Source organism: Flavobacterium psychraerolatum, assembly GCF_025960985.1.
Classification (GTDB): domain Bacteria; phylum Bacteroidota; class Bacteroidia; order Flavobacteriales; family Flavobacteriaceae; genus Flavobacterium.
The window spans coordinates 151,691-175,756 of record NZ_JAOQMX010000002.1 but is presented as its reverse complement, the minus strand read 5'-3'; the positions used below and the strand labels follow the sequence as shown (position 1 = coordinate 175,756).

At 34.6% G+C, this 24,066-nt stretch carries 27 protein-coding genes; 14 read left to right on the top strand and 13 right to left on the bottom strand.

What is annotated here, in order from left to right; all coding sequences use genetic code 11:
* Window positions 1–461: DDE-type integrase/transposase/recombinase (locus M2326_RS01840; protein WP_264617845.1), on the top strand; the 461-nt coding region annotated here is incomplete at its 5' end.
* A 14-nt stretch (window positions 462–475) separates the two neighbouring features.
* Here M2326_RS01840 and M2326_RS01835 read toward each other — a convergent pair.
* Window positions 476–1,411, bottom strand: coding sequence for a phospholipase D-like domain-containing protein (locus tag M2326_RS01835; RefSeq protein ID WP_264617844.1), 936 nt, complete (start codon window positions 1,409–1,411; stop codon window positions 476–478).
* 72 nt (window positions 1,412–1,483) lie between these two features.
* The gene (locus tag M2326_RS01830) at window positions 1,484–1,888 is read right to left on the bottom strand and encodes a hypothetical protein (RefSeq protein ID WP_264617843.1); all 405 of its coding nucleotides are present in this window, start codon (window positions 1,886–1,888) and stop codon (window positions 1,484–1,486) included.
* Window positions 1,889–2,343: 455 nt separating this feature from the next.
* Between M2326_RS01830 and M2326_RS01825 the strand changes: the two genes are divergently transcribed.
* Window positions 2,344–2,874 (top strand): CIA30 family protein, encoded by a 531-nt coding sequence (locus M2326_RS01825; protein WP_264617842.1) that lies wholly within the window; start codon window positions 2,344–2,346, stop codon window positions 2,872–2,874.
* Window positions 2,875–3,112: 238 nt separating this feature from the next.
* The gene (locus M2326_RS01820) at window positions 3,113–3,853 is read left to right on the top strand and encodes an SDR family oxidoreductase (RefSeq protein ID WP_264617841.1); all 741 of its coding nucleotides are present in this window, start codon (window positions 3,113–3,115) and stop codon (window positions 3,851–3,853) included.
* A 141-nt stretch (window positions 3,854–3,994) separates the two neighbouring features.
* Here M2326_RS01820 and M2326_RS01815 read toward each other — a convergent pair whose 3' ends face one another.
* The 10 genes from M2326_RS01815 to M2326_RS01770 form a co-directional block, all read right to left on the bottom strand.
* Entirely contained in the window at window positions 3,995–4,846 is an 852-nt protein-coding gene (locus M2326_RS01815) for an SDR family oxidoreductase (protein ID WP_264617840.1), read from the bottom strand.
* A 460-nt stretch (window positions 4,847–5,306) separates the two neighbouring features.
* On the bottom strand, window positions 5,307–5,972 hold the full coding sequence (locus M2326_RS01810; protein ID WP_264617839.1) for an aspartate/glutamate racemase family protein: 666 nt from the start codon (window positions 5,970–5,972) through the stop codon (window positions 5,307–5,309).
* A gap of 3 nt (window positions 5,973–5,975) precedes the next feature.
* Window positions 5,976–6,974 (bottom strand): L-histidine N(alpha)-methyltransferase, encoded by a 999-nt coding sequence (locus M2326_RS01805; protein WP_264617838.1) that lies wholly within the window; start codon window positions 6,972–6,974, stop codon window positions 5,976–5,978.
* 4 nt (window positions 6,975–6,978) lie between these two features.
* Window positions 6,979–8,127 carry an ergothioneine biosynthesis protein EgtB gene (egtB, locus tag M2326_RS01800; RefSeq protein WP_264617837.1) on the bottom strand — a complete coding sequence of 383 codons (1,149 nt, stop codon included), beginning with the start codon at window positions 8,125–8,127 and terminating at the stop codon, window positions 6,979–6,981.
* A gap of 253 nt (window positions 8,128–8,380) precedes the next feature.
* Window positions 8,381–8,989, bottom strand: a complete 609-nt coding sequence (locus M2326_RS01795) for a ferric reductase-like transmembrane domain-containing protein (protein WP_264617836.1) — start codon at window positions 8,987–8,989, stop codon at window positions 8,381–8,383.
* A 10-nt stretch (window positions 8,990–8,999) separates the two neighbouring features.
* On the bottom strand, window positions 9,000–9,377 hold the full coding sequence (locus tag M2326_RS01790; RefSeq protein ID WP_264617835.1) for a nuclear transport factor 2 family protein: 378 nt from the start codon (window positions 9,375–9,377) through the stop codon (window positions 9,000–9,002).
* A gap of 4 nt (window positions 9,378–9,381) precedes the next feature.
* The gene (locus tag M2326_RS01785; RefSeq protein ID WP_264617834.1) at window positions 9,382–9,579 is read right to left on the bottom strand and encodes a hypothetical protein; all 198 of its coding nucleotides are present in this window, start codon (window positions 9,577–9,579) and stop codon (window positions 9,382–9,384) included.
* A 91-nt stretch (window positions 9,580–9,670) separates the two neighbouring features.
* Window positions 9,671–10,297 (bottom strand): O-methyltransferase, encoded by a 627-nt coding sequence (locus M2326_RS01780; RefSeq protein WP_264617833.1) that lies wholly within the window; start codon window positions 10,295–10,297, stop codon window positions 9,671–9,673.
* A 426-nt stretch (window positions 10,298–10,723) separates the two neighbouring features.
* Complete coding sequence (locus M2326_RS01775; RefSeq protein WP_264617832.1) at window positions 10,724–11,173, bottom strand: MoaF-related domain-containing protein; 450 nt, start codon at window positions 11,171–11,173, stop codon at window positions 10,724–10,726.
* A gap of 99 nt (window positions 11,174–11,272) precedes the next feature.
* On the bottom strand, window positions 11,273–12,133 hold the full coding sequence (locus M2326_RS01770; RefSeq protein WP_264617831.1) for an AraC family transcriptional regulator: 861 nt from the start codon (window positions 12,131–12,133) through the stop codon (window positions 11,273–11,275).
* Window positions 12,134–12,294: 161 nt separating this feature from the next.
* Here M2326_RS01770 and M2326_RS01765 point away from each other — a divergent pair, with 161 nt between their 5' ends.
* From M2326_RS01765 to M2326_RS01715, 11 genes are all read left to right on the top strand, one after another.
* The gene (locus M2326_RS01765; protein WP_264617830.1) at window positions 12,295–12,705 is read left to right on the top strand and encodes a nuclear transport factor 2 family protein; all 411 of its coding nucleotides are present in this window, start codon (window positions 12,295–12,297) and stop codon (window positions 12,703–12,705) included.
* 19 nt (window positions 12,706–12,724) lie between these two features.
* Window positions 12,725–13,309, top strand: coding sequence for a TetR/AcrR family transcriptional regulator (locus tag M2326_RS01760; RefSeq protein WP_264617829.1), 585 nt, complete (start codon window positions 12,725–12,727; stop codon window positions 13,307–13,309).
* Window positions 13,310–13,433: 124 nt separating this feature from the next.
* Window positions 13,434–14,294, top strand: coding sequence for an alpha/beta fold hydrolase (locus tag M2326_RS01755; RefSeq protein ID WP_264617828.1), 861 nt, complete (start codon window positions 13,434–13,436; stop codon window positions 14,292–14,294).
* A 215-nt stretch (window positions 14,295–14,509) separates the two neighbouring features.
* On the top strand, window positions 14,510–14,812 hold the full coding sequence (locus M2326_RS01750; RefSeq protein WP_264617827.1) for a hypothetical protein: 303 nt from the start codon (window positions 14,510–14,512) through the stop codon (window positions 14,810–14,812).
* 250 nt (window positions 14,813–15,062) lie between these two features.
* Window positions 15,063–15,752, top strand: coding sequence for an ABC transporter ATP-binding protein (locus tag M2326_RS01745; RefSeq protein ID WP_264617826.1), 690 nt, complete (start codon window positions 15,063–15,065; stop codon window positions 15,750–15,752).
* Window positions 15,753–15,755: 3 nt separating this feature from the next.
* Complete coding sequence (locus M2326_RS01740; RefSeq protein ID WP_264617825.1) at window positions 15,756–18,242, top strand: TonB-dependent receptor; 2,487 nt, start codon at window positions 15,756–15,758, stop codon at window positions 18,240–18,242.
* Between the two features lie 2 nt (window positions 18,243–18,244).
* A complete protein-coding gene (locus tag M2326_RS01735) occupies window positions 18,245–19,684 on the top strand; it encodes a DUF3526 domain-containing protein (RefSeq protein WP_264617824.1) in 1,440 nt (479 codons plus the stop codon).
* Between the two features lie 48 nt (window positions 19,685–19,732).
* The gene (locus tag M2326_RS01730) at window positions 19,733–20,044 is read left to right on the top strand and encodes a hypothetical protein (RefSeq protein WP_264617823.1); all 312 of its coding nucleotides are present in this window, start codon (window positions 19,733–19,735) and stop codon (window positions 20,042–20,044) included.
* Window positions 20,044–21,021, top strand: a complete 978-nt coding sequence (locus tag M2326_RS01725) for a DUF3526 domain-containing protein (protein ID WP_264617822.1) — start codon at window positions 20,044–20,046, stop codon at window positions 21,019–21,021. The genes M2326_RS01730 and M2326_RS01725 overlap by 1 nt, the downstream gene beginning before the upstream one ends.
* 720 nt (window positions 21,022–21,741) lie before the next feature.
* The gene (locus M2326_RS01720; protein WP_264617821.1) at window positions 21,742–22,305 is read left to right on the top strand and encodes a Crp/Fnr family transcriptional regulator; all 564 of its coding nucleotides are present in this window, start codon (window positions 21,742–21,744) and stop codon (window positions 22,303–22,305) included.
* A 67-nt stretch (window positions 22,306–22,372) separates the two neighbouring features.
* The gene (locus M2326_RS01715) at window positions 22,373–22,984 is read left to right on the top strand and encodes a short chain dehydrogenase (protein ID WP_173778736.1); all 612 of its coding nucleotides are present in this window, start codon (window positions 22,373–22,375) and stop codon (window positions 22,982–22,984) included.
* A 75-nt stretch (window positions 22,985–23,059) separates the two neighbouring features.
* Here M2326_RS01715 and M2326_RS01710 read toward each other — a convergent pair whose 3' ends face one another.
* The gene (locus tag M2326_RS01710; RefSeq protein WP_173854021.1) at window positions 23,060–23,995 is read right to left on the bottom strand and encodes a helix-turn-helix domain-containing protein; all 936 of its coding nucleotides are present in this window, start codon (window positions 23,993–23,995) and stop codon (window positions 23,060–23,062) included.
* Window positions 23,996–24,066 lie beyond the last annotated feature (71 nt).

The following is a 24,066-nucleotide window of genomic DNA, read 5'->3' as shown; positions in this document are numbered from 1 at the left end:
AAAATGCCTATTTACTATCAATCATAGACGTTCATACTCGTAGAATTTTAAAAGATTATTTTTCTTTTTCAATAAAACAGAACAAAGTAATAACTTTTCTTTCTGATTTATTTTTAGAATACCAATACCCTGAAAACGTTGTTATTAGAAGTGATAATGGAAGTCAATTTATTGCTAAAAGTGTTCGTGAATACCTAGGTATAATAGGTGTTCAGCAGGAATTTACACATGTAGCCACACCTGAAGAAAATGCACATATTGAAGCTTATCATGGAATCCTAAAGAAAGAAGTGTTCCAAAGGGTTGATTATAGAACTTTTGGAGAAATTGAACAGATATTAAAAAGGTATGTGATTTTCTATAACAATACTAGGATACATGGGCTATTAGGACGTATTACACCAATGGAAAAATGGAATCAGGATAAAGATCTAATTTTAATGGAAAAATTAACCGCATAATTAATAATCGAAATTTAGAATAATACTCTTGTTTTATAGGGGTCAAAACAGTCTTCATTTTCTTTAAAATTTCTTTGGGCTAAATTTTTTCTTAGATTTAAAATTCTCTCTATCAATTCTCCAAATTCAAGATTGTATTTTAAACTAAAAAAATTGATGTTTTTTTCAATTTCAGTTTTTTCATCTTCTAAACTAGCAACTTGAAATTCTAAACCTCTGATTTCTAATTGCAAAGCAGGGATTTCGGGGTCTTGATAAACTACAACTTTCTTATATTCACTTGTAATAATTTGAATTTTTTTAACGGCTTCACTGAATTTTTTGCTTTTACAAAACGCTAATACAAGATTAACATTTTCGACTTTTATGTCTGTTGTGTTTTTGGGTAATAATCCTTTTATTTTAGCAACTTGAAAGCTAATATCTTCCTCATCTTCTAATTGGATTACATTCAATAAGGTTTCAAGTCGAATACAGATTTTTGACCAATCAATAATTATGACTTCTTCCTGATAGTATTTGTTTTTGATTTTGTCAAACTCCTGATTAAAATCTGAAATTAAATTGGGGTCGTCTTCAATAACCGTAATACTCTCGTGATTTGATTTTGCTTTTTTCGTCCAATTATATGACCCAAAAATGAGAACATTATTATCAATTATACAGAATTTATTATGCATCAACGGAGCAAACCTTGTGTCATTACCGGCCCAATATAATTTACCTCCTGAATGTTCCAATTCCTTAAAATCAATACTACAATCTAAATTGATTTCATTGTTAGCTATTATTAATTCTACATCAATTCCATTTTTGGCTTTTTCACATAAAATTTTAAATAGTTTTTCATTTGTCAACCAAGCAATTGCAAGTCTTATACTTTCGCTACTATAATTTAACTGTTTTTCAATTTGTAAATGTATTTTCTCAAAGTAAGCTTGTGATTTCATTTTGAATTTTATTTTGAATGTTAAAAGTAAGTAAATTTGGTATAAACTATCATAAAATATTAAGTTTAAGAACTATTTATCTATAAATTTAATTTGCTTGTCTGTAGTGGTTAATTCTAATGTTTTTAAGATAATTTCTTCACAGTATGTTTTTTTAATTTCAAATTTTTGCGACGCAACAACATTAAAAATTAATTCTCCTAAATGATTTCGTACTTTTTTAAAAATTTTATGATACTTCTGTAAGTATTCAAATATTAGCAGCATTTGTTTTTCATTAATTTTATTTACTTTTAGTTTATATTTAAAATGATCACTCCATTCGTTTACTGTTTTTGAATTTACGTAATCGGGCGTGGCAAAAACAAAATTAAAATAACTTACATCAATTACTTCTTTTAATATTTCAAAATCAATTTTATTCTCATACATTTCAATAATCCTTTTAATTTGCTCAATTTCTTGTTGTTGTAACATTCTGTTTTTTATTTAGTTATTAATTATTACACAAAAATAAACGAACCTATTCAGATAAAAAAAAGTGTGAAATTGTTTGTGATTTTTCTGTTAAAATTTAAGTGGAAAAAACTAAGTTACAAGCAAAATAGCCCAGATAGAAGTGAAAATCCTTTTGGGAAGGCGTTTTTTAGCCTTGCCAAAAGATTGTAACGGATAGCTGGAAATAGCTCCAAAAAATAACTAGCGATTCTCATTAAATAATGACAAAATGAATACCAATTACAAATTGGATTTGGCCTAAAGTAGCCTTAATTTTGTACTAATTGCCAAAAGAGTCAGACGGCTAGAATAAATCTGCAACTATTTGTCGAAATTTATTCCGCGCCCATTACAGCTGGAATGCTGTAAAATAGCACCCAATGGAGTAAAAACCAGTCAACCGCTAAAACAATTGTTTCACCAAACTAATTACTATGAAAAGCTTAATCTGCATGATGACACTATTTGCTTCTATGCCTCCACAGCTACTTTTTGATTTTACAAAAAAATCAAACATTCAAGATTGGCGCGTTGTCGATGACGTGGTGATGGGAGGCGTTTCAGCGGGTAGTTTTACATTAGATTCGGATGGATTTGGCGTGTTTGAAGGTGCTATTTCACTGGAAAACAATGGTGGTTTTTCGTCTGTTCGCTATCAATTTCCAAAGGTAAAAACGGAAGGATACAGCAAAATAGTTGTCAAACTTAAAGGTGATGGCAAAAAATATCAGTTTAGGATAAAAACTAATTCTGGAGATTCGCATTCGTTTATAGCTCCTTTTTCGACTTCGGGAGAGTGGGAAGAAATCGAAATTTCGCTTCAAGACATGTACCCTGCCTTTAGAGGTAGAACACTGGAACAGCCTAATTTTTCGGATGCTTATTTTGAAGAAATTGCTTTTTTGATTGGGAACAAGAAGAAGGAACAGTTTAAACTCCTCATTGACCGAATAGAATTGAAGTAAAGGAGTAGATGGCAAGGACATATAATGAAAATACAACCTTAAATGTTTCAGAATTTGCTGTTAAACTCGGCTAAGCCGTAGCTGATTATAGAAAATATTTGTAGAAATTTGTAAGGCAGACGATTAACTAATTTTCGAAAATCTCAAATTATAATTAGATTTTAAAAGTCTGAACTTATCATTGAAAAGCAGCACCTCTAGGAGCTACTTTATTTGAAACAAATTAAAAAACACTACTATGACACAATTAAAAGGAAAAGTAGCCATTGTAACGGGATCGTCAAGAGGAATAGGTGCGGAAATTGCCTATACACTTGCGGCAGCTGGGGCAAAAGTGGTTATCAATTATAACGGAAGTAAAGAAAGTGCTGAGGAAGTTGCTAAAAATATTTCGGTCAAGGGTGGAAGTGCGGTAATTATTCAAGCAGACGTTAGTAAAGCGAGTGAAGCAGCACAACTTTTTGACCAAGCAATGGACCATTTTGGGCAAGTTGATATTTTGATTAACAATGCCGGGATTATGATGAATAGCTTAATAAAAGACGTGAGTGACGAGGACTTTACAAAAATGTTTGATGTTAATGTAAAAGGCGTTTTTAACATGCTGAAACAAGCTTCTACCAAATTGGCAGAAAATGGGAGTATTGTTAACTTTTCGTCATCAACTACACGACTTATGATGCCTGGATATGGTATTTATTCGGCAACAAAAGCTGCTGTTGAGCAAATGAGTAGGGTGTTTTCGAAAGAAATCGGCGAGAGAGGGATCAACGTCAACTCTATTTTACCCGGTGGAACCAATACGGAATTGTTTAAGGAAGGTAAATCAGACGAAGTAATTTCGAAACTAGCGTCCATGTCTGCGTTTAACCGCATAGGAGAACCAGAAGATATTGCGAAGATAGTGCTGCTTTTATGTAGCGATGAAGCAAAATGGATGACCGGACAGAATATTGGCGCCAACGGCGGTACTGCATAAGAGTACTGACATTTTTAAGCTAAAAAAATAAGTCCGCTCCAAAGGGAACGGACTTATATCTAAACCTCTTCAGTTTTTTGTAAAAAAAAGCCAGTCCTAAACCTTTATACTCTCATTCGAAAGATTATAAATTAGACAAGCTTACTCTTTATTTTTAAAATCCGTCATTATTTCTAAAGCAGAAATATGGGGTCTTCCCGCTGCTTTCTCATAATCCGAAGTAACATCGTTAGCTCCCATTCTAATTCCTTCATAGATTCCTGCGATCACAGTTCCCATAAAATCGCCTAACTCGGCTTTTCTTTCAGTTGCGTAGTCCGCTACAGAAACAGAATTGTAAACCAAATCAGTTCCAAAAACCGTATTGATGTCGGCTGCCAATTGGGCTTGGGTGATGCCGTTGCCAACCAAATTATAGATATTCCCGTTGTGTTGGTCTTCCACTAGCATTTTTGCGTAAGCGTAACCCAGCTCTTGCCTGCTCGTGTAGGTACACTTGCCCTCGCCCGCACAATTCCGAATTTCGCCGTCTTTTTTATAGGTGTCTATATATTCCAAATCAGGCTCGATGTAGATTCCGTTGCGACCAATAACCCAAGATAATCCAGATTCTTGCACGTCTCTTTCGGTTTGTCTGTTGGTTTGAACTATTGGGCTAAAGGCGTTGTTTTCTTCGGCACCTACGATACTGGTGTACACGATTTTTTTGACTCCTGCGCTTTTTGCGGCTTCTATCACATTGCGATGTTGCTCGATTCTTTTTTGTGGTTCATCCATACCCGAAACGAGTAAAACGGTAGCTACACCTTGCAAGGCCAAATCAAATTCTGCGCGATTGTTGTAGTCTCCTTTTCGAACTTCTACGCCTAAATGGGTTGCTTTTTCGACTGTTCGGGCTATTGCGATTACGTTTTCTTTTCCGATTAGGTTACTGAGGTGTTTGACGATGGAAGCACCTAAATGTCCACTTGCTGATGTTACTGCTATTTTCATATTATATTGTATTATAGGGGTTCTAAAATTAAAAAAAAGGGACACAAATTACACGAATTGTCACGAATTATAAGGGCTTAAATTAATTGCACGAATTTCTCTTTTAGTTTGATTGGGCTGAAAAAGTTGGACACGTCCCGAAGCGTCGGGATCACGAATTGTCACGAATTATCGGTACTTAATTTAATTCCACGAATTTTTTTTTAGTTTGATTGGACTGAAAAAGGGGGACACGTCCCGAAGCGTCGGGATCACGAATTGTCACGTATTATCAGGGGTTAAATTAATTCCACGAATTTTTTTTTAGTTTGATTGTGCTGATAGAAAGGGACACGAATTGCATCAATTTTTCAGTTGATTTTATTTGATTAATCGAATTCAAAATTCTATTACAAAGATGACTGTTTTCTGCTTTATTGATTATATCAATCTTTGGCTAATAATGGTAAATCTGAGACTGTTATGCTGTTTGTGAAACGGCTTGTTCTATTTGTAGTTGCGCCATGTCTATAATACGATTGTTGTCGGTTGGTTTTAAGATGGACAACTCTGTACAGGCGAGTAGTACTGGGAAATTTTCGGTGTATTTCTTTAGTATCGAATGGTAGGACGCTATCAAATCTGGGGTTTCGGTTTCGGCATAAGTTTGCTTTCGAACCTTGTCTATAAACAAACGGTCTTCTGGTGATGGAAGTTGAACTTCTATTCCTTTGGCGTTGAAATACGAACGAATGTAATTCGATTCCATAGAATGGAGTGAACCAAATAAAACGATGGTGCTCCACTCCTGCTCTTTTATTTTTCCGACGGCTAAAGTTAGTGGATGAAGTATCTTTTTCTGAATCCGTAACCTATCAATGGTTTCGTGCAGGGTAATATTCGGAATCAAAATAGTAATAATGGCTAACTTTTCGAGCTCGTCTATATACGTTTGAACAACAGCATCCAAAGCCTCTGAAGTGTTGGGCAAAAGCGGATTGATTGCATCAAAATCGGCATTAAGCATCACAAACGGAAAAGTGCTATATCTGCCTTTTTTTTGATTATACCATCGGTTTAGCTCCTTGATGTAATACAAAGTAGAGCGACTGCCCAATCCCAATAGTCCAACGGTTACTTTGCTCATTTTTTACTTTCTCGTTAAAATATAGTCGGCAAAATAGTTTTTACTATCCAAAATTTTAGTTTCAATGCTAAAATCGGTTTTCGCAATAATTTGCGCCATCAAAACATCGTTGTATTTTCTCGAAATTTCGGTATGGATTTTTTCACCTGCTTCAAATTCGAAACTTTGATCTAAGGATTTAATAGTCACTTTTTGTTTGATGGTACTTAAAATAGCGCTTCTTGCAATACCTTCATCTTCATCGTACTCAGGTAAATGCTGAAAATTATTTCGATTAAAATCTCCACCCAAATCATGATTGATTCGGTCCAAAAGATTGAGGTTGAAATTGGCTGTCACTCCCCTGCTATCATTATAAGCTGGCAAAACAATTTCTTTGGACTTGATTAAATCAACACCAATCAATAATTTGTCGCCTACCTGAAGATTGGCTCCCAAATTATAGACAAATTCGGCCGCCATAGCATCACTCATATTCCCAATATTGGAACCTAGGAACAAAATAACTTTGGGTTGTTTGCTCGCTTTCAACGAGGCTAAAACCTCAAAATAATCGCCTTGCTGTGTTCGTACAGCAACATTAGGCAATTCTGAAGCTAAGTTTTGTTCCAACAATGAAAGTGAATTCGATGAAATATCGATAGGTAAATAATCAAAAGTATAGTTTTGAGAAGCTAACGATTGGAGTAATTCTTTGGTTTTCATGCCGTCACCAGCCCCAAGTTCGATTAATTCGAAATACGAATTTGGGTCGATACCAAAACCTTCAATTAATTCTTGTTTTTTATTTTTGAAAATATCCAACTCCGAGCGCGTCAAATAATACTCCGGCAAGTTCATGATTTCGACAAAGAGTGCGTCTCCTATTTTATCATAAAAATATTTTGACGACAGCGTTTTTGGACTTTCACTCAAGCCTTTTTGAACATCCTTCTTGAAGGTATCAAGGAAATTTCCTTCCGTTGACTGCTTCGTTTGTACTGTATCTGTTATCGTTTGCATGATCTTATTTAGCTAATCGGATTCCGGTGAATTGCCATCTTTCCGTTGGGTTAAAAAAATTGCGATAAGTCGGTCTGCTGTGTTCTTTTGACGTCGCCACCGATGCGCCTCGCAATACCATTTTGTTACTCATAAACTTACCGTTGTATTCACCAACGGCACCATTTTCTTTTTTGAAATTTGGATACGCTAAGTAGGCGCTATTTGTCCATTCCCAGCGTTTGCCCCAATCTAGTTTTGCTGCGGCAATTTCCCATTCAAATTCGGTTGGCAATCGCATTCCTTTCCAGTCCGCAAAGGCGTTCGCTTCAAAATAATTGATATGGCTCAAAACAGCATTCGAATCTACTTTTTGTAAGCCAGCAAGCGTATAATTATACCATTCGCCATCTATTTTATGCCAATAGAGTGGCGCAATAATTTGATTTGCATTCACCCAAGACCAACCTTCGTCAAGCCAAAGGTTAAAATCGGTATAGCCTCCTTTTTCTATAAAATCGATATAATCACCATTGGTCACTAAATAATTATTGATTTCGAAATCAGCTACATATACCTTATGTACACCCAACTCGTTATCATAACAAAAGTCAGTTCCTTGGTACCCAATTTCGTAAATTCCGGCTTCGATTTTTATCGCATTTGACTCCGAATTTCTATCGGCAACCAAATTGTAATTTTCGTTAAAAACAGGAAAAATAGGATTGTGTCCCAACATGTATTTCACATCGGTAATCAATAATTCTTGGTGCTGTTGCTCGTGGTTTAGTCCTAAAACGACCAAATCAAGTATTTTTGGGTCGGTTTCTTTTTCTAATAATTCAAGCATTTTGGCATCCACATAAGTACGGTATTCCAAAATTTCGTCGGTGCTAGGACGCGACATATTGCCTCTGTTGGTTTGCAAAATGCGAGTACCTACATTGTTGTAATAACTGTTGAATAGAAAATTGAAATCGGGGCTGAATTCTTTATAATTTTCGAACTGATTTTTGAGGATAAAAGTCTCAAAAAACCAAGTAGTGTGTGCCAAATGCCATTTGGGCGGACTTGCAAATTGCACTACTTGAATCGAATAATCTTCTACTTGCAAATGACTACAAAAGTTGATTGTATCTTGTCGAACTTGTTTGTATTTATCGGTAATATTCATTCGATTCTAGAAGTTTAAAAGATTAATTGCCCAAGCAAGTTACAAAAACGGCCTTAAATAGAATGCCTTTTTGTGCCTTTTGCTGTTGCAACTCAAGCAAAATTATAAAATTGGAAGCCTTTAAAATACCAAAATTTCGGTAATAACTTTCATAATTACACTGTAAAAGGAAGATAGTACTGCTCCTGCTACTATTCAAAATAAACTTGCATCCCATTATATTCAAAGTTATTCTTAACCAAGAATAATTGTTTTATTTTCGAAATTCAAAAATTTTATTTTTTACGAATGGTAATCGAATGATAAAACCAAGACCCACAATTACACCGTAAATAAGCCAAGTTTTTTCGAGAAGTAATACGTGTAGCAAACTCAAAACAATGGCTCCGTAGGCATAGGTTTGAATCTTTTTCCAGTTCTTCTTTAATTTCTTCATCGCTTTTCTATTCGAAGTAAAAAACAACGGAATCAAAATCAATACAGCTATAAAACCCGCTACATAATTGGCTTCGGTAAAGGTTTCTGCAAATCCTTCGGCCCAAATAAAGATAATAAAATGAATAAAACTCCAAACTGCTGCTGCGATACCCATAGCTTGGCGCACAAATAAATTGTTGATACCAAACAGGATAAAAAAGGGCGTACAGCTAAGCACGGCGGTCATCCACCTAATGGCAAATTCTCCTGAGATATGGTACAGCATTTCTAGGGAAGACTTCCCTTCGCCAGCGGTTCCTTCTACCAAATTAATCGAAAAACCATTGGAGAAATTTAGGGTAACCAAGTTTAAAAGCGGGATGATTGGCAAAACACCAATTAGTGCGACTATCATCCAACCATAATTTTTTTTAATAAAACTCATTTGCTGCTTCTTAGTACATTTTGTTAGCATTCAATGCCGTTTTGGGAATTTGCTGAATGCTGTCCCAGTGCTCCACTATTTTGCCATCGTCAGAAAATCGAAAGAAATCCATTGTGACATACTCATCCTCATCTGGCCAAACTTGATGCGTGTGTAGCGCAACCAAATCACCTTCGGCAATGGTGCGAACGAATTCAATGGTTTTTACAGGGAACTCTTTTTGCATTCTCTCAAAATAAGCTATAAATGCCTGAGGCCCATCACCCACCATTGGATTGTGCTGAATATAATCCTCGCCCACGTACATTGCGACCGCCTGAACTGGGTTTCCCTCGTATGCCATTTTGTAAAAAGCAATGGCATTTTTTTTATTTTGATCTAAATTCATACTCTTATTTATTTGATTTAAAAGCTTCTAGTTCTTTTTCTAAAGCTTCGGCTTTTGACTTGAATTTTTCCATCGCATTTTTTAACTGACTAATTTTTTTGACCAGTTCTTCATCTTGAATGGCTTGAAAAGTTACCTCTCCGTTGACTTCTTTTATTTTTGAATTGTTGCCACAGGTTGGGCAAACTGCTACTTGACTCATGTTTTTTACTTTATTTTATACAAAATTGCATCTATATTACCATTTTATAAAGGTAAATCCTCGGTTGAAAATGGTAAATGTGTGCCTTTACTTATTTTATTGTGATGATTACTAGTTTGCCATTGTACTGGCTACTAAACTGGTACTTAGAATTTTGACTTACTGTTTTCAGGAAAAATTGTGATTCTGCCATGTCAGCATTATCGACATAAATGATTGTCTTTTGGTGAAAATTGGATTCTAGTAATTGAAACAAAGGCAAATACAAATCTTTCCAGCCGTCTAAAAGTAATAAGTCGATTGGTTTTTTGTGGTCTTTTAATGTTTCCATTGCATCACCAATTCGTAACTCAATTTGATCTGCAACTCCTGCTTCTTCAAAATTTTGTAGCGCTGTTTTTGCTTTCGAGGCAATCAATTCGGTGGTGATAATGTGTCCATTTGTTTGGGCAATTCCTTTTGCCAAGAATAAAGTCGAAATTCCAAACGAAGTACCAAATTCAACTATATTTTTAAGATTGTTTCCTATAATCATTTGCACTAAATCGGCTCCTTGTTCTTTTGAAATCGCTAGATAAGCATCATCAAAATCAGATGGATGTATGGATCTGAATTTAAATTTGAGTTGCTTTTTCTCTATTCGAATACGATCATTCTTAGCATCATTGTACAAAGTTGACAAAACAGCATCTATGGGGTTTATCGATGTATGGATCATAATATTATAAGATTAAAATGAAGGAATACTAATTGTTACTAGTATTCCTGTTTATTACTCAGCATTGCCTCCAGCTGAAGCTGGAGTCTACTGATGTGTCACATACAAAAGAGCAACACTAAAGTTAATGGTTGACACGAATTGCACTAATTTTCACTAATTGAAATGACTTAGTAAAAACAATTACACTAATTAAACTACATCAAGTTATCGCGTAAAATTCTGGGTGTTTTTGACACGAATGGCACTAATTGTCACTAATTATAGTGACTTGGTAAAACAATTACACTAATTATATTATTCAAATTTATATAGCAAAATTCTAGGTGTTGGTTGACACGAATTGCACTAATTGTCACTAATTGAAGTGCCTTGGTAAAAATTATTACACTAATTATTTTGATACTTAATCAGTATCTACAACCATTATTCTCCCCTTTTCAAATGATCCACTGCACCACTTTTAAAAACGGTTTTCAAAGTTCGTTCTGGTTTGTTCTCGTAACCCACAATGATAGAACTGTGCATGGTCATTTTTTCGAAATCAAAAACGATGGTTCGATAATCTTTTTTATCCACTTCGTGCCAATTGATTAAATACATATCCTCACCGATTTTGCTAGAACGATACGGAATATCTTTGTTTCCATTTCCTTTTGAAGGACCAGAAATCCATTGGTATTTCGCTTTCCCATCATAAAATTCCATGTGTATAGTGGGACCGTTTAGATAGGTAAAATTCAAGGAATAACCGTCTAACAAATGTTCTACTTGTTCTGACTGTTGAATGCTTTTTTCAGCTGTTTTGTCTTGTGCAAAACCAAGTCCAGTACCTAACAGTACCAAACAAATAAGGGTAAATACTTTTGCTTTCATTTTTATAGTCTTTAAGATTGACTACAAAATTACCTCATCTTAAGACCGTTAAGCAGATCAATAGTGGACGAATAATGGTAAATGTGCGAATACCACAAATTACAATTCACCACTAAACTGCTTTGGTGTACTGCCTGTATGTTTTTTGAAGAATTTTGTGAAATTGGTCACCTCATCAAAACCAACTGCGTAGGCAATTTCTTTGAGACTCGTATTGGAGCTTACCATCGCTCTTTTGGTTTCGAGAATCACGAAATCGTCTATGAAATGTTTGGCGGTGTTCAGGGTGAATTCTTTGACTACTTGGTTTAAATGTTTGGTCGAAATAAATAATTTATTAGCATAGTCTTTTACGTTACGAGTGCTTGTATAATGGGCTTCAACCAAGTTTTTGAACTGAATAAAAATAGCGTAATGGTTCGAATTGTTGTTTTCTAAGGTGTTATTAAACTCCCGTTCCAATCGCAATAAGTATAAGTTGAGTAAAGCAGCAACTATGTTTTCTTTAGCGTACTTATTTTCGTTTTTTACCTCTACGATTAATTGGTCCAAAAAGATTCTATTTCCAGCTTCATTACTAAATATAGGCGACGAAATATGGTAATTGTACAAATGAGAAATCATATTTATCGAAGATTTCGAGAAGTGACTCACCACAAAATCTTCCGTAAAAATGATTAAATAGCCTTCATATTTTGCGTTTTTCTGAAAAGCATGTACTTGTCCTTTTGCAATTTTAAGCACTGTGCCTACTTTTAAATCGTATTCTTTTAAATCTATTTGATGGGTACCGAATCCCTTGGTTACCAATAATAAAGCAAAAAAAGATATGCGATGCGGTTGTGTAGGATTGTGATCTAAAATATCGGGCATTCTGGCAAATAAATCGGATAGATTCAAAAACTCAAAATCTTTTGATTTCTCGACACTTTGAAATGATATATTAGGAATGTTTTTCAACCGCTATTTTCTTTGCAAATTACTAAAAATTTTGGCGTTTTGAAATAGAAGAAAACTATACAATTTAGCGCTACCATAAAAAAGCTTAAAAAAACAATTATGTAATAATCGTTACATAATTGTTTTTTTTACTAGCTTTGCAGTATAGAAAATATAATAGCATGGAAATTAGACATCCACTCCCCCCTTTTACCGAAGAAACCGCAAGAGAAAAAGTAAAACTAGCTGAAAATGGCTGGAATAGTAGAGATCCTATAAAAGTTGCTCAAGCTTATTCTATAGAAACCGAATGGCGTAATCGTGACCAATTTATAAACGGAAGAGATGCTGTTCAAGAGTTTCTAAAAACGAAATGGACAAAAGAGTTAGATTACAAACTAAAAAAAGAACTGTGGGCTTTCAGCGATAACCGCATTGCTGTTCGTTTTGAGTACGAGTATCACAATAGTGCAGGGCAATGGTTTCGTGCTTATGGAAATGAGAATTGGGAATTCAATGAGCAAGGACTAATGACTAAGCGATATGCTAGTATAAATGACCTCAAAATAGATGAATCTGAAAGAAAGCTTTAATAAAAACTACAGTTAAAAAATGGCAGGAAGACCTAAACATTTTGAGGAAGAAGAATTAATTGATAGAGCCATAATTGCCTTTTGGCAAAAGGGATATACAGCTACCTCTGCTAAAGATTTGTTGGAAGCAATGGAAATTGGACAAGGAAGCTTCTATCTAACTTTTAAAGGGGGGAAAAAAGAATTATATAAAAAATCATTGCTCCATTTTTCTGAAAAAAATTCAAAAATATTTTTAAAAAATTTACGCGATACAGATCAGCCCATTGCATTTATAAAATCATTTTTTTATGGCTTAACTGATTACTCAGTACATCAAAAAATGAATGGATGTTATCTTGGTAATGCGCTTGTTGAGTTGAGTAACTTAGATCCAGAAACAAAAATCATCTCTGGAAATCTACTCACCCAACTACAATTAAATTTTGAAGAAGCAATGCATAGAGCGCAAGAACTAGGACAGTTGGATGCTCACAAATCGCCCAAATTGATCGCTAGCTTTCTTATTAATTTCTGGAACGGTATCAATGTTACTCAACGCATGCAAAATGACAAAACAGCTATTAAGGAATTAATTGATTTAAATTTTCAAATAATAGAATAAGCCTTTTTTTACTCTATTTTGTAATAATTGTTACAAAATAGAAAGCAACATATGAATGTATCAATAATTCACCATAGGTGACAAAAGGAAAATAGTATAATTACACAAAATAAAAAACAGAAATATGAAAACAGAGAACAAAACAATAACAATTGACGGCGTAGAGATATTTTACAGAGAAGCAGGTAACCCAACATCACCAACGATTTTATTACTACATGGCTTTCCATCCTCGTCACATATGTATCGCAAAGTCCTTGAAGATTTAAGCAATGAATACCACTTAATTGCACCCGATTATCCTGGTTTTGGGTTTAGCGCTGTTCCTTCTCCTTCGGACTACGATTACACCTTTGATAATTTTGCTAAAACTATTACTGCTTTTACAACAGCGTTACAACTTCCCTCCTACTACTTAATGATGCAAGATTATGGAGGCCCTGTTGGTCTACGAATTGCAACTGCACATCCTGAAAAAATAAAAGGATTACTCATCCAAAATGCAAATACATATTTAGAAGGCCTTGGAGAATATCCTCAGAAAATGGGGCAATTAGTCGCAGCGCAAGACTTTCAGGAGTTATCCAATTTTAAGGATTATTTACTATCACCAGAAGGGATCAAGGATTTATACTTAGACGGAGCAGAAGACCCTTCGAAAATAGATCCGATATCCTATCAATTAGATACTGAAATTTTAGAAAATTCATTGGTAAAAGAAGTACAAACTTTGCTCTTTAATGATTACGGCAACAACTTTCCCAAATATCCAGAATGGCAAAAATATCTACGACTAAACCAACCACCGACATTAGTAATATGGGGAGAAAATGATAAATTCTTCAGTAAGACCGGAGGATTAGCCTACAGTAATGATCTAAAAAATCCCGAAACTCATTTCTTCAATGGTGGTCACTTTGTACTAGAAGAATATGCAGATGAAGCCATTATATTGATTAGAGACTTTATAAAGAGAAATAAGTAAATTTAATCTTAATTGGATTAAAAGGTAAAATAAATTAAGCCGCATTAAGCGGCTTAGTAAAAAATAAGGTAACTACAGACGGTCGTTCGACTGATGGTTACGACTATCAAGAAGCTATCACAAGTATGGCATCTTTGAAAAAAGCAATAAAATCTAATTATTAATTAATTAAGGATTATGTTTTTCTATAAAAATGGTTACTTTTGGCCATTGAGATGAAAAATTTAAAGCATTTTATAGTCACTCTTTTTATCACTTTGATTCTATTATTCAAAGTGGCGGGCTTGCATGCGCTCAGTCATGAGTCAAATGATACTGATATTGAGCACTGTCAAATTTGTGATATTGTAACCGCAGCCAATTTTACTCCGCTTTTACAAACTAAGGCTATTGATTTTCCTCAATTTGAATCTTTTCCTTCTGTAAAGGAACAAACTACCAATACAGTTTACGTTGTTTATAACAACCAGCATCTCGACAACTTCCTCTTTACCAGACCACCTCCACAATTCCTATAGTCCGTTTTTAAATGATTTTAGCTTACTTATACTACAGCTATGTCCAATTTATGCGTTTTTGCCTCTGTAGCTTTAGTTAATTTTTAAGCTCAGTAGGTTAATAACGCTATACTTACTAGTTACCATAAAACGGTCTTCACTCTTTCAACAGTAGATTCTTCTACACAATCGCGGCTACCATTTATTGTGTACACCACTCGTGTATTTACAATAATGTCAGCTATTTACAGATATTAATTATACAATACTTATGCTTAAAGCAATCAATATAACCAAGGCTTACAATGGAAAAAGTGCCTTAAAATCAGTTTCTTTTGAAGTTTCTAAAGGAGAAATATTCTGTTTACTAGGACAAAATGGAGCTGGAAAAACAACAACAATAAATATATTTTTAGGCTTCATTAAAAAGGATGGCGGCCAAGCTTTTATTGGTGATAAGGAAGTTGGCGTAGACAACACTAATCACCTAACGGCCTACATTCCTGAAACTGTGCAATTATACGGCAACCTTAGCGGCATTGAAAACTTAAATTTCTTCAGTCGATTAGCTGGGTTTAGCTATACTACAGTCGAACTAGAAGCTTTCTTATCTAAAACTGGACTTCAGGCCGATGCACAACACAAGAGATTAGCTACTTATTCGAAAGGGATGCGCCAGAAAGTAGGTATTGCTATTGCACTTGCTAAAAATGCTGAAGTGATTTTTATGGACGAACCCACATCAGGATTAGATCCAAAGGCTACGGCAGAGTTTACAAAAATATGTAAAGAACTTGCCAGTATGGACAAGGTAATTTTTATGGCAACGCACGACATTTTTAACGCGGTTGAGCTAGGCACCACTATCGGAATCATGAAAGAAGGGGTACTTGCGCAGCAAATTAAAGCGAGCGAAATAAACGCCAATGAATTAAATCAACTTTACTTAGACACTATTTAAAAAATGAAAAATTATTTTATACTCCTACTGACTTTTTTCGGTATTCAAGCATTGTTTGCGCAAATTGAAATTACTGGAAAACTTATCAATACTCAGGGACAAGCCATCTCTGGAGCTACTATTTCTTGCTTTGACAAAGAATCAAACAAAATAAATGGAACCAACACTCAGGAAAATGGTAGCTTTATCCTATCAATTGCTTCTACAGGAACTTACAAAATACATATACGACATGTAGGGATGACAGATGTAATGCTACAAAAAACTTTTAATCAAATTAAAAAATACGACTTAGGTACTTTACTGCTAGAAGAAAATTTAGAACAATTACAATCTGTAGAGATTGTAGGTAGAGCGCGAAAAGACTACAATAGCGACTATTCTTTTTCAGCCACCAAAGTAGCTATTAAAAATAGAGAACTACCGCAGGCCATAACCTCTGTAACCAAAGAATTAATAGCCGATAGGCAAGCGTTTCAATTATCTGATGCAGTAAAAACAGTTAGTAATGTTACAGCAACCGGACAGTACAACCATTTTAGTATTCGAGGAATTACGCAAACAGAAGATGGCCAAATTGTAAATGGTATGCGTACGCGACAATATTATTTTCTGCAGCCTATCACGGCACACATTGAACGCGTCGAGGTGATAAAAGGACCATCATCAGTTACTTTTTCGAGTGCTGATCCTGGCGGAACCGTAAATATGGTAACAAAAAAGCCATTGTTTGAAAAACGTAGTGAGCTATCACTAGCTACAGGTAGTTACGGAACCCTGCGCGCAACTGCAGATTTCACGGGACCATTAAACGAATCTAAAACGTTACTATACCGTTTTAATGCCGCTTTTCAAGATGCGAATTCGTTTAGAGATTTGGTCCAAAATAACGCTTTCTTGATCACACCATCTTTTAGTTACATCCCTAATAAAACTACCGCTTTAAATGTAGAAATGATTTATAGTAATGGCGTAGGAAACTTAGATAGAGGGCAGCCTATTTTTGGTAATTTAAATGGAAATTTTGATTTAAAAAGTACACCAATATCCTTAAACGTAGGAGCATCTAATGATTATTTTAAATCGAAAGAGTTTATCTTAACCACCAACTTTAGCAAGAAAATAACAGATAATCTGGGATTCAACGCTACGTACATGAAGCAAACTTGGGCAGAAGATTTGGCCGAGCATAGAACAGAAAATACTGCTGCGGTAGACATCGATGGTAATAAAATTCCAATATTAGCTGCCATGCGTTATGTAGAACGCGAGCAATTTTGGAAAACAGACAATTTTAGTGCCTTTTTTAATTTTGATATTATTGGAAAAAAAATCACTAACAAATTTTTGGTTGGTTTTGATGGTACGCGTTGGGAAAGAACAACGGGCGGAAAACAAAGTTCTGCCAGACGCTATTTAAAACTAGACGGCTCTGCTGCTAACTTTACTGTTGCTACTGCAGATCAATTTCAAACAATGGAGTTAAACGGTGTCACTGTACCGGTTCCTAATGTGCCCCACTTTGATTTAGAAAATCCAAATTCTAGCGCTAGAGCCACTGAGGATTATATTATTTCTGACTTTACAATTCCTGCAAATCTATCTACATCAAATGCCATTTATTTTCAAGATCAATTTAAAATAGGGAAATTTTCAGCTTTGATAAATTTAAGGTACGAATGGTTTAAAGATATATATGATTATGAAAACAACGAACAAGAATTTACAAATCACATCCTTATTCCTCGTTTTGGTTTAACCTATGAAGTAACAAATAATATTAGCATTTATTCTACCTATTTAGAAGGGTTTCAACCGCAAACCAACACAGTATCGTTATCGCCAGCAACAGAGGGTTTCTTTTGGTCAGGTTCGCCAGGTGAATTTGCTCCATTAGAAAGTAGTTTGAAAGAATTTGGAGCAAAAGGAGCGTTCTTCAATGGAAAATTAGTGATGAATTTTGCTCTATTTGATATTACACAAAAGAATATCTTAATAGGAGACACTTTTGATGTGGAGAGTTTAACAACAAGAGGAAAACAACGAAGCAAGGGATTTGAAACCGATTTTTCGGGTTATATAACTTCAAATCTTCAAGTGGTTGCCTCCTACTCTTTCACAGATGCTGTCATTGTTGCCGATGAAGACGCTTCTTTAATAGGTCTACGCGTTGGAGGTACGCCAAAACACAGTGCTAACTTATGGGCGAAATACGATTTTAAAAATAACCTATTAGAAAATTTCGGTTTGGGTATTGGTATGCAATATAGTGGTGACAAATATTCGTGGTATGCTGATCGTTTACTACTTCCTGACTACACTGTTTTTGATGGAGCTATTTATTATAAACCAAAAAGATCAGGCGTTCAAATTACTTTAAAAGGAAATAATCTATTGAATAGAACGTACTGGTTAGGTGCATTAAATACGTATCGATTATCCCCTGGAACGCCAAGAATTGTTTTATTAAATGTCACTTACAAATTCTAGTTATGAGAACTACTGTTATTTATTTATTAGCACAGCAAGTTTGGAAAGATGCCTTTAGGTCTAAAGTGATGCTAGTTGTCTCCTCTTTAATGCTATTTTTAATCGTTTTTGCCTCTTATAGTAGCTGGGAAAATTATCATGATCAAAATCTCATTCGAGAAAAAATCCAGCATGAAGTGCAAGAAAGTTGGGAAAACAATCCAGATAAACACCCGCACCGCATGTCTCACTATGGATCTTTTGCCTTTAGAATAAAACATATTCTTAGCACCTTTGATTTAGGTTTGGAAAACTTTGTGGGTAACGCTATATTTTTAGAAGCACACAAACAAAATACCGTTAATTTCTCTGAAGCTAGTATGTCTACTGGGCTTTTACGTTTTGGGGAAGTTAGTTTAGCCATGCTATTAAAGGTCATTGTACCGCTATTACTATTCTATTTAGGCTATGCCTCCATTGCTCAAGAACGCGAAGATGGAACTCTAAAATTATTAATAGGGCAAGGGATCAGTAGAAAAGAGATTGTTTTAGGTAAATGGTTGGGATTATTAAGTTTATCAATCCTCTTTCTTTTGGCTGTTTTTATTGTTTTAGGTTTTTTCATTAGTATTGATGCACAGGGAAAGTTTGACAGTAGTGGTATACTTCGATACGCTGTCCTATTCCTATCCTATTTTCTATATTTTACTATTTTAAGTGCGATTACAATAGTAGTTTCCGCTTTTAGTGCTACTGCAAAAACAGCTCTAGTCAAACTTTTAGGAATCTGGTTGTTGTTTGTAATTATTGTGCCAAAATCGCTACAGGCTATGGGATACTATTTTTATCCTACCCCATCTAAAATAGAAATGGAAACAGCGGTGGAACATGATTTAATACGATTAGGAGACAGTCACAACCCTAATGATGCTCATTTTAAAGCTTTAAAAGATTCTGTACTTATCGCAAATAATGTAGCTAATGTGGCTGACTTACCCTTTAACTACGCTGGATTTGTTATGTCAAAAGCAGAAGAGTTAAGTTCGAAAGTCTATAAAAAGCATCAAGATGATTTGTATAAAGTGTACAGCAAGCAAAATAATTTAGAACGGTTTTCTGCTTTTATAAATCCTTACACAGCAATAAAAAATTTATCAATGGGTTTTTCTGGCACCGATTTCAACTCTTTTTTACATTTTAAAGGCGAAGCAGAAGCATACCGTTATAAAGTCACTCAGGAAATGAACAAGTTGCAAATGGATTACATTCCGAATGAAGGAAAAGAGGGTCCCAACACGCTTTCTAGCAAATACTGGAAAGATACAAAGCCATTTCAATATGCGTCTTTGAGTGTGCAAACCGTTTTTGTTAACGAATTCGTATCCATAATAGCGCTCCTACTGTGGACTGTCTTAGCCTTGATCGGACTTCTAAAATTATCTACTAACTTAAAAGCTATTTAAATGTATAAATTATTATTCAAATCGTTTTTTAGATCGAATATTTTCCTGGTGAGCCTTATTTTATTAATGAGCGTTGGTGTTATCAGTATTTTAATTGGCAAGCAGTATTTAATCAAACAAGAAAAAAATATTGTAGCAGCACAAAAATTTCAGGAAGAAAGTATTAAAAATAATGTAGCACATCACGGTGAAGATTTAGGTTTACTACTTTATTATCTTCGTTTTACACTAATCAAGGAGCCATTAAATATTAGTGCCATTTCCATTAGAGTGATGTTAATCCGTCACTTCAAGCCGTCACTATTAGAGCTCTTGAAGGTCAAAAATACGACGCTGATTTTGAAAACCCATCTTTGTTAATGTCTGGTAATTTAGATTTAGGTTTTGTTATCATTTATTTATTTCCGTTGGTCTTGATTGCTTTGACTTTTAACCTGTACTCTGAGGAAAAAGAACTGGGTACATGGCGAATCTTAGCATCGCAAACAGCTAACAAGTCTGGGTTTTTATTCAAAAAATTGCTCGTAAGGATTTTGTTCGTACTTGTTTTGTTGATTACGCTTTTGGTTATTGCAATTTTAGTGTTACAAATACCTTTAAATCAGAACTTTTGGGCTTTTTTTCTTCAAAGTATCGCGTACTTATTGTTTTGGAGCGCTCTATGCTTTTGGATGGTAACACTATTAAAAAGTTCGAGTTTTAATGCTCTTGCCCTATTGTCTGTATGGGTTTTGTTAACGATTTTATTTCCAGCAATTGTAAATAATTATGTGCTGAACAAATACCAAGTTCCAGAAGCATTAGAAGCTATGGTCGAACAGCGTGATGGTTACCATGAAAAATGGGATTTAGAAAAAAATGCCACAATGGTTGGCTTCTTAGAAAAATACCCACAGTTTAAAAGCTACCCCGTTCCCGAAGATAAATTCAGTTGGATTTGGTATTATGGTATGCAATACATGGGTGATCTTGCGGCAAGAGACACTAGTGAAGAAATGACCTATAAGATTATGTTACGAAATACGGTTAGCGAAAAAATAGCGCTTCTAATCCCCACAATGCATGCACAACTAAGTTTCAATACCTTAGCAGGAACCGATATGATTAGTCATTTAGAATTTTTAAATGCACTGGCAGTCTTCCATGAAAATTTACGATTGAGTCTTTATACAAAAATCTTTGATGGACAATCGGCTGATACAGTAGATTGGACCAAGTACGAGGCAAAATTCTACTCCGCTAAACCCCATTTTGACTGGATTTATTTAATGTTGCCAACCCTTCTCATAACAATAATTATTAGTGTGTTTGGGGTTTTAAATCTCAGGAAATTATAAATAAAAAATGGGGCTTTTGGACCATGTATTCACACTGGCACAAAAGCTCCTTTTTCAAATTAAATATGTATTTGATTATGCTAACATAGTTTGTATTACGTTCCCGATTAAAATATAAACGATCACTAGTCGTGCTTTTCGGGTTGACTTTTTTAAGTCATTTAAGTTTTTACCTTCTTTGAGGCTTTTAAACCATTTAAGAAATATAAGAACATATAAGCTTTGGCGCTTTAATGCACCCCACGAAACGCAAAGTAAATCTACCTAGTTTGTCATTCTGCAAGAATGGCACGCACGCATTCACTACGAACATCCGTAATCAAGGTTATTACGAGGAGCGCGGCAATCACGACAGTACAACATTTTTTATTGAGGTGTAGATTTGATTTTAAAGGATTAATATTGGTACATTTTGCGAATTAGTAAGGGACTTAGCTATTATAATTGTCAATACGAATGGGCGCATAGTCAGAGACATTTGCGTAGCGTTCACGATGAAATTGTGCTTTGAAGATAAAATTGGTAATTATACTTTGCGGAGAGAGTGAATATTCGAGCGAAGGCAAAGCTTATAAACAATAGCTTTTTAGCCTTTTCGATCCCATAAATTGAATTAAAAGGAAGTGGTTTGATTGATTTTGCTAAATTGTACCCGAATTGAAAAGAGAATCAACAGTTCTGTCACATTCGATTGGGAAAAACATAAAAAAAAGGCTTAAAATGGAAGAGTATCTACAAAAATTTAATCTATTTACCAGTCAAGAAATAACACAATTCTTAGCTCTTTGTGAATACAAAACGATAAAAAAGAATGATTTTTTCTTGCAACAAGACGAAATTTGCGACAATCTATCTTATGTGGTGTCGGGAATTTTTCGGTCTTTTTATTATTCGAATGCTGACGAGCAAATTACCTATTGTTTTACTTTTCAAAATAGTTTACTAATGGCGTACTCGTCGTTTATATCTGGAAACAAATCTCAGGAAAACTTGCAAGCTATTTCCGATTCTGAGATTATTTCGATCCCAAAAAGCAAGTTGGAAGAGTTAGCCAAGTCAAATACCAAATGGTTGGAATTTTTAAGAATCATTGCAGAAAAAGAGTATGTTGATCTTGAGAGTTGGATTTTCAACCATCAAAAAGATAAGGCACAACAGCGTTACTTAGATTTATTGAACAAGCAACCCAAATTGATACAAGAAATACCTTTGCAACACATTGCTTCCTATTTAGGAATTACCCAAAGACATCTAAGCCGCATTAGGGCCAATATTACTTATTAGACAAATGTCCTAGTCCTACTCTTCACGTCCTTCATAAATTTGCATATAATTTTAAAACAAAATATATATGAAAACGATAATCTTAATTGGAGCAAAAGGAAAAATGGGTCAAGCAGCATTAAGCGGCTTAGGAAAACATAAAGTAATCACTGCAGGACGTTCGGCTGCTGACTACGATTTTCAAGTAGACATCACAAGTGAGGAATCTTTAAGAAAGTTATACAAAGATGTAGGGCATTTTGACGCCGTAGTAAATACTGTTGGAGTTTGTGAATATGCTAATTTCACTGAAATGACCGAAGAACAATGGATGACTACCATTATGAGCAAAATGATGGGGCAAATTAATCTTGTACGTATTGGTCAAGAATACATTGCTGATAAAGGTTCGTTCACGTTAATTACAGGGATTTTAAATACAAAACCAATTCCGTTTGCAATTGCCGATGCAACTACAAGTGGCGCAATAGATACGTTTGTTAAATGTGTGGCTTTTGAAATGCCTCGCGGTATTCGTATCAACTCTATAAATCCAACGGTTTTAGAAGAAGCTTGGGATGTTTATGGTGAAATGATGCCTGGATTTGAACCTGTTCCTGGTAGATTAGTAGGGAAAGCTTTTGAGCGTTCAGTTGATGGTTTCATCACTGGTCAAGTACTTTTTGTTGATGCTTATTAATCAATATTGAAAATAGAAAAAGGCGTTTGATATTTTAATCAAACGCCTTTTTTTTGTTTATTTTAAATTTTAGGATCAATTCAACTGCTTGCGATACGCCACAGGAGTTTGTCCTGTTTTGCTTTTGAATAATCGGCTAAAGTATTGCGGATATTCGAAACCTAAATTAAATGCTATCTCCGAAACGGAATTATTCGTATTAATCAATAAATTTTTAGCCTTTTCGATCATATAAAAATGAATATGGTCTTGGGTATTTTTACCAGTTTCCTTTTTCAATAAATCACTCAAATAACTGTCCGAAAGATGCAATTTTTTAGCAAAATAATGCACCTTAGGCAAGCCATTCAAACGAATGTCTTCCGACTCAAAATAGCTCTTTAGTAAACCATTGAACTGACTAAGAACCGTTGTGTTTTGGGACTTTCGAGTCAAAAACTGCCTGTTGTAAAAACGTTTTATATAATTGAATAACAGTTCGATATTCGAAACCAAAACATCTTGACTAAACTCATCTAGGTTTGCGCTATACTCTTCTTGGATTTTTAGAACAATACCATTTAGCGTTTGCTTTTCTTTATCCGAAATATGAAGCGCTTCGTTGGTGTCATAGCCAAAAAAACCATAGTCTGTCAATTTTTCCATTAATCCAGAACCACGTATTATATCCGGATGAAAATAAAGTGACCAGCCTTCCATTTCGCCTTTCTCGGATATATAATCGATCTCAATTACTTGATCTGGTCCTACTCCAAATAGTGCTCCTTCGGTAAAGTCAAAATAGTCTCGACCGTACTTAAATGCGTTCGAAGTTTTTGTTTTTAAAGTAATATTATAAAAAGGGACACTCACTTTTTTATGCACCACTTCATCAGTAAAAGCAACTTTGGACAAATCTAAAACAGTAATTAAAGGATGACATGGTTTTTCATATTCTAAAACATCATGCAATTGACTAATCGTTTTAATCTTAAAAAATGTGCTTTTACTTTCTTCCTTTTTGTTTTCCATTTTTACATTGTATAAAGTTAAAGCCTTTGGGGCTATAAGGTATTTGCGTTAACAGCAATTGATTCAGATTC

Excerpts from the sequence above, each read along its gene's own strand:
- M2326_RS01835 (WP_264617844.1), bottom strand. The coding sequence starts at position 1,411 with ATGAAATCACAAGCTTACTTTGAGAAAATACATTTACAAATTGAAAAA.
- M2326_RS01830 (WP_264617843.1), bottom strand. The coding sequence starts at position 1,888 with ATGTTACAACAACAAGAAATTGAGCAAATTAAAAGGATTATTGAAATG.
- M2326_RS01825 (WP_264617842.1), top strand. The coding sequence starts at position 2,344 with ATGAAAAGCTTAATCTGCATGATGACACTATTTGCTTCTATGCCTCCA.
- M2326_RS01820 (WP_264617841.1), top strand. The coding sequence starts at position 3,113 with ATGACACAATTAAAAGGAAAAGTAGCCATTGTAACGGGATCGTCAAGA.
- M2326_RS01815 (WP_264617840.1), bottom strand. The coding sequence starts at position 4,846 with ATGAAAATAGCAGTAACATCAGCAAGTGGACATTTAGGTGCTTCCATC.
- M2326_RS01810 (WP_264617839.1), bottom strand. The coding sequence starts at position 5,972 with ATGAGCAAAGTAACCGTTGGACTATTGGGATTGGGCAGTCGCTCTACT.
- M2326_RS01805 (WP_264617838.1), bottom strand. The coding sequence starts at position 6,974 with ATGCAAACGATAACAGATACAGTACAAACGAAGCAGTCAACGGAAGGA.
- egtB (WP_264617837.1), bottom strand. The coding sequence starts at position 8,127 with ATGAATATTACCGATAAATACAAACAAGTTCGACAAGATACAATCAAC.
- M2326_RS01795 (WP_264617836.1), bottom strand. The coding sequence starts at position 8,989 with ATGAGTTTTATTAAAAAAAATTATGGTTGGATGATAGTCGCACTAATT.
- M2326_RS01790 (WP_264617835.1), bottom strand. The coding sequence starts at position 9,377 with ATGAATTTAGATCAAAATAAAAAAAATGCCATTGCTTTTTACAAAATG.
- M2326_RS01785 (WP_264617834.1), bottom strand. The coding sequence starts at position 9,579 with ATGAGTCAAGTAGCAGTTTGCCCAACCTGTGGCAACAATTCAAAAATA.
- M2326_RS01780 (WP_264617833.1), bottom strand. The coding sequence starts at position 10,297 with ATGATCCATACATCGATAAACCCCATAGATGCTGTTTTGTCAACTTTG.
- M2326_RS01775 (WP_264617832.1), bottom strand. The coding sequence starts at position 11,173 with ATGAAAGCAAAAGTATTTACCCTTATTTGTTTGGTACTGTTAGGTACT.
- M2326_RS01765 (WP_264617830.1), top strand. The coding sequence starts at position 12,295 with ATGGAAATTAGACATCCACTCCCCCCTTTTACCGAAGAAACCGCAAGA.
- M2326_RS01760 (WP_264617829.1), top strand. The coding sequence starts at position 12,725 with ATGGCAGGAAGACCTAAACATTTTGAGGAAGAAGAATTAATTGATAGA.
- M2326_RS01755 (WP_264617828.1), top strand. The coding sequence starts at position 13,434 with ATGAAAACAGAGAACAAAACAATAACAATTGACGGCGTAGAGATATTT.
- M2326_RS01750 (WP_264617827.1), top strand. The coding sequence starts at position 14,510 with ATGAAAAATTTAAAGCATTTTATAGTCACTCTTTTTATCACTTTGATT.
- M2326_RS01745 (WP_264617826.1), top strand. The coding sequence starts at position 15,063 with ATGCTTAAAGCAATCAATATAACCAAGGCTTACAATGGAAAAAGTGCC.
- M2326_RS01740 (WP_264617825.1), top strand. The coding sequence starts at position 15,756 with ATGAAAAATTATTTTATACTCCTACTGACTTTTTTCGGTATTCAAGCA.
- M2326_RS01735 (WP_264617824.1), top strand. The coding sequence starts at position 18,245 with ATGAGAACTACTGTTATTTATTTATTAGCACAGCAAGTTTGGAAAGAT.
- M2326_RS01725 (WP_264617822.1), top strand. The coding sequence starts at position 20,044 with ATGTCTGGTAATTTAGATTTAGGTTTTGTTATCATTTATTTATTTCCG.
- M2326_RS01720 (WP_264617821.1), top strand. The coding sequence starts at position 21,742 with ATGGAAGAGTATCTACAAAAATTTAATCTATTTACCAGTCAAGAAATA.
- M2326_RS01715 (WP_173778736.1), top strand. The coding sequence starts at position 22,373 with ATGAAAACGATAATCTTAATTGGAGCAAAAGGAAAAATGGGTCAAGCA.
- M2326_RS01710 (WP_173854021.1), bottom strand. The coding sequence starts at position 23,995 with ATGGAAAACAAAAAGGAAGAAAGTAAAAGCACATTTTTTAAGATTAAA.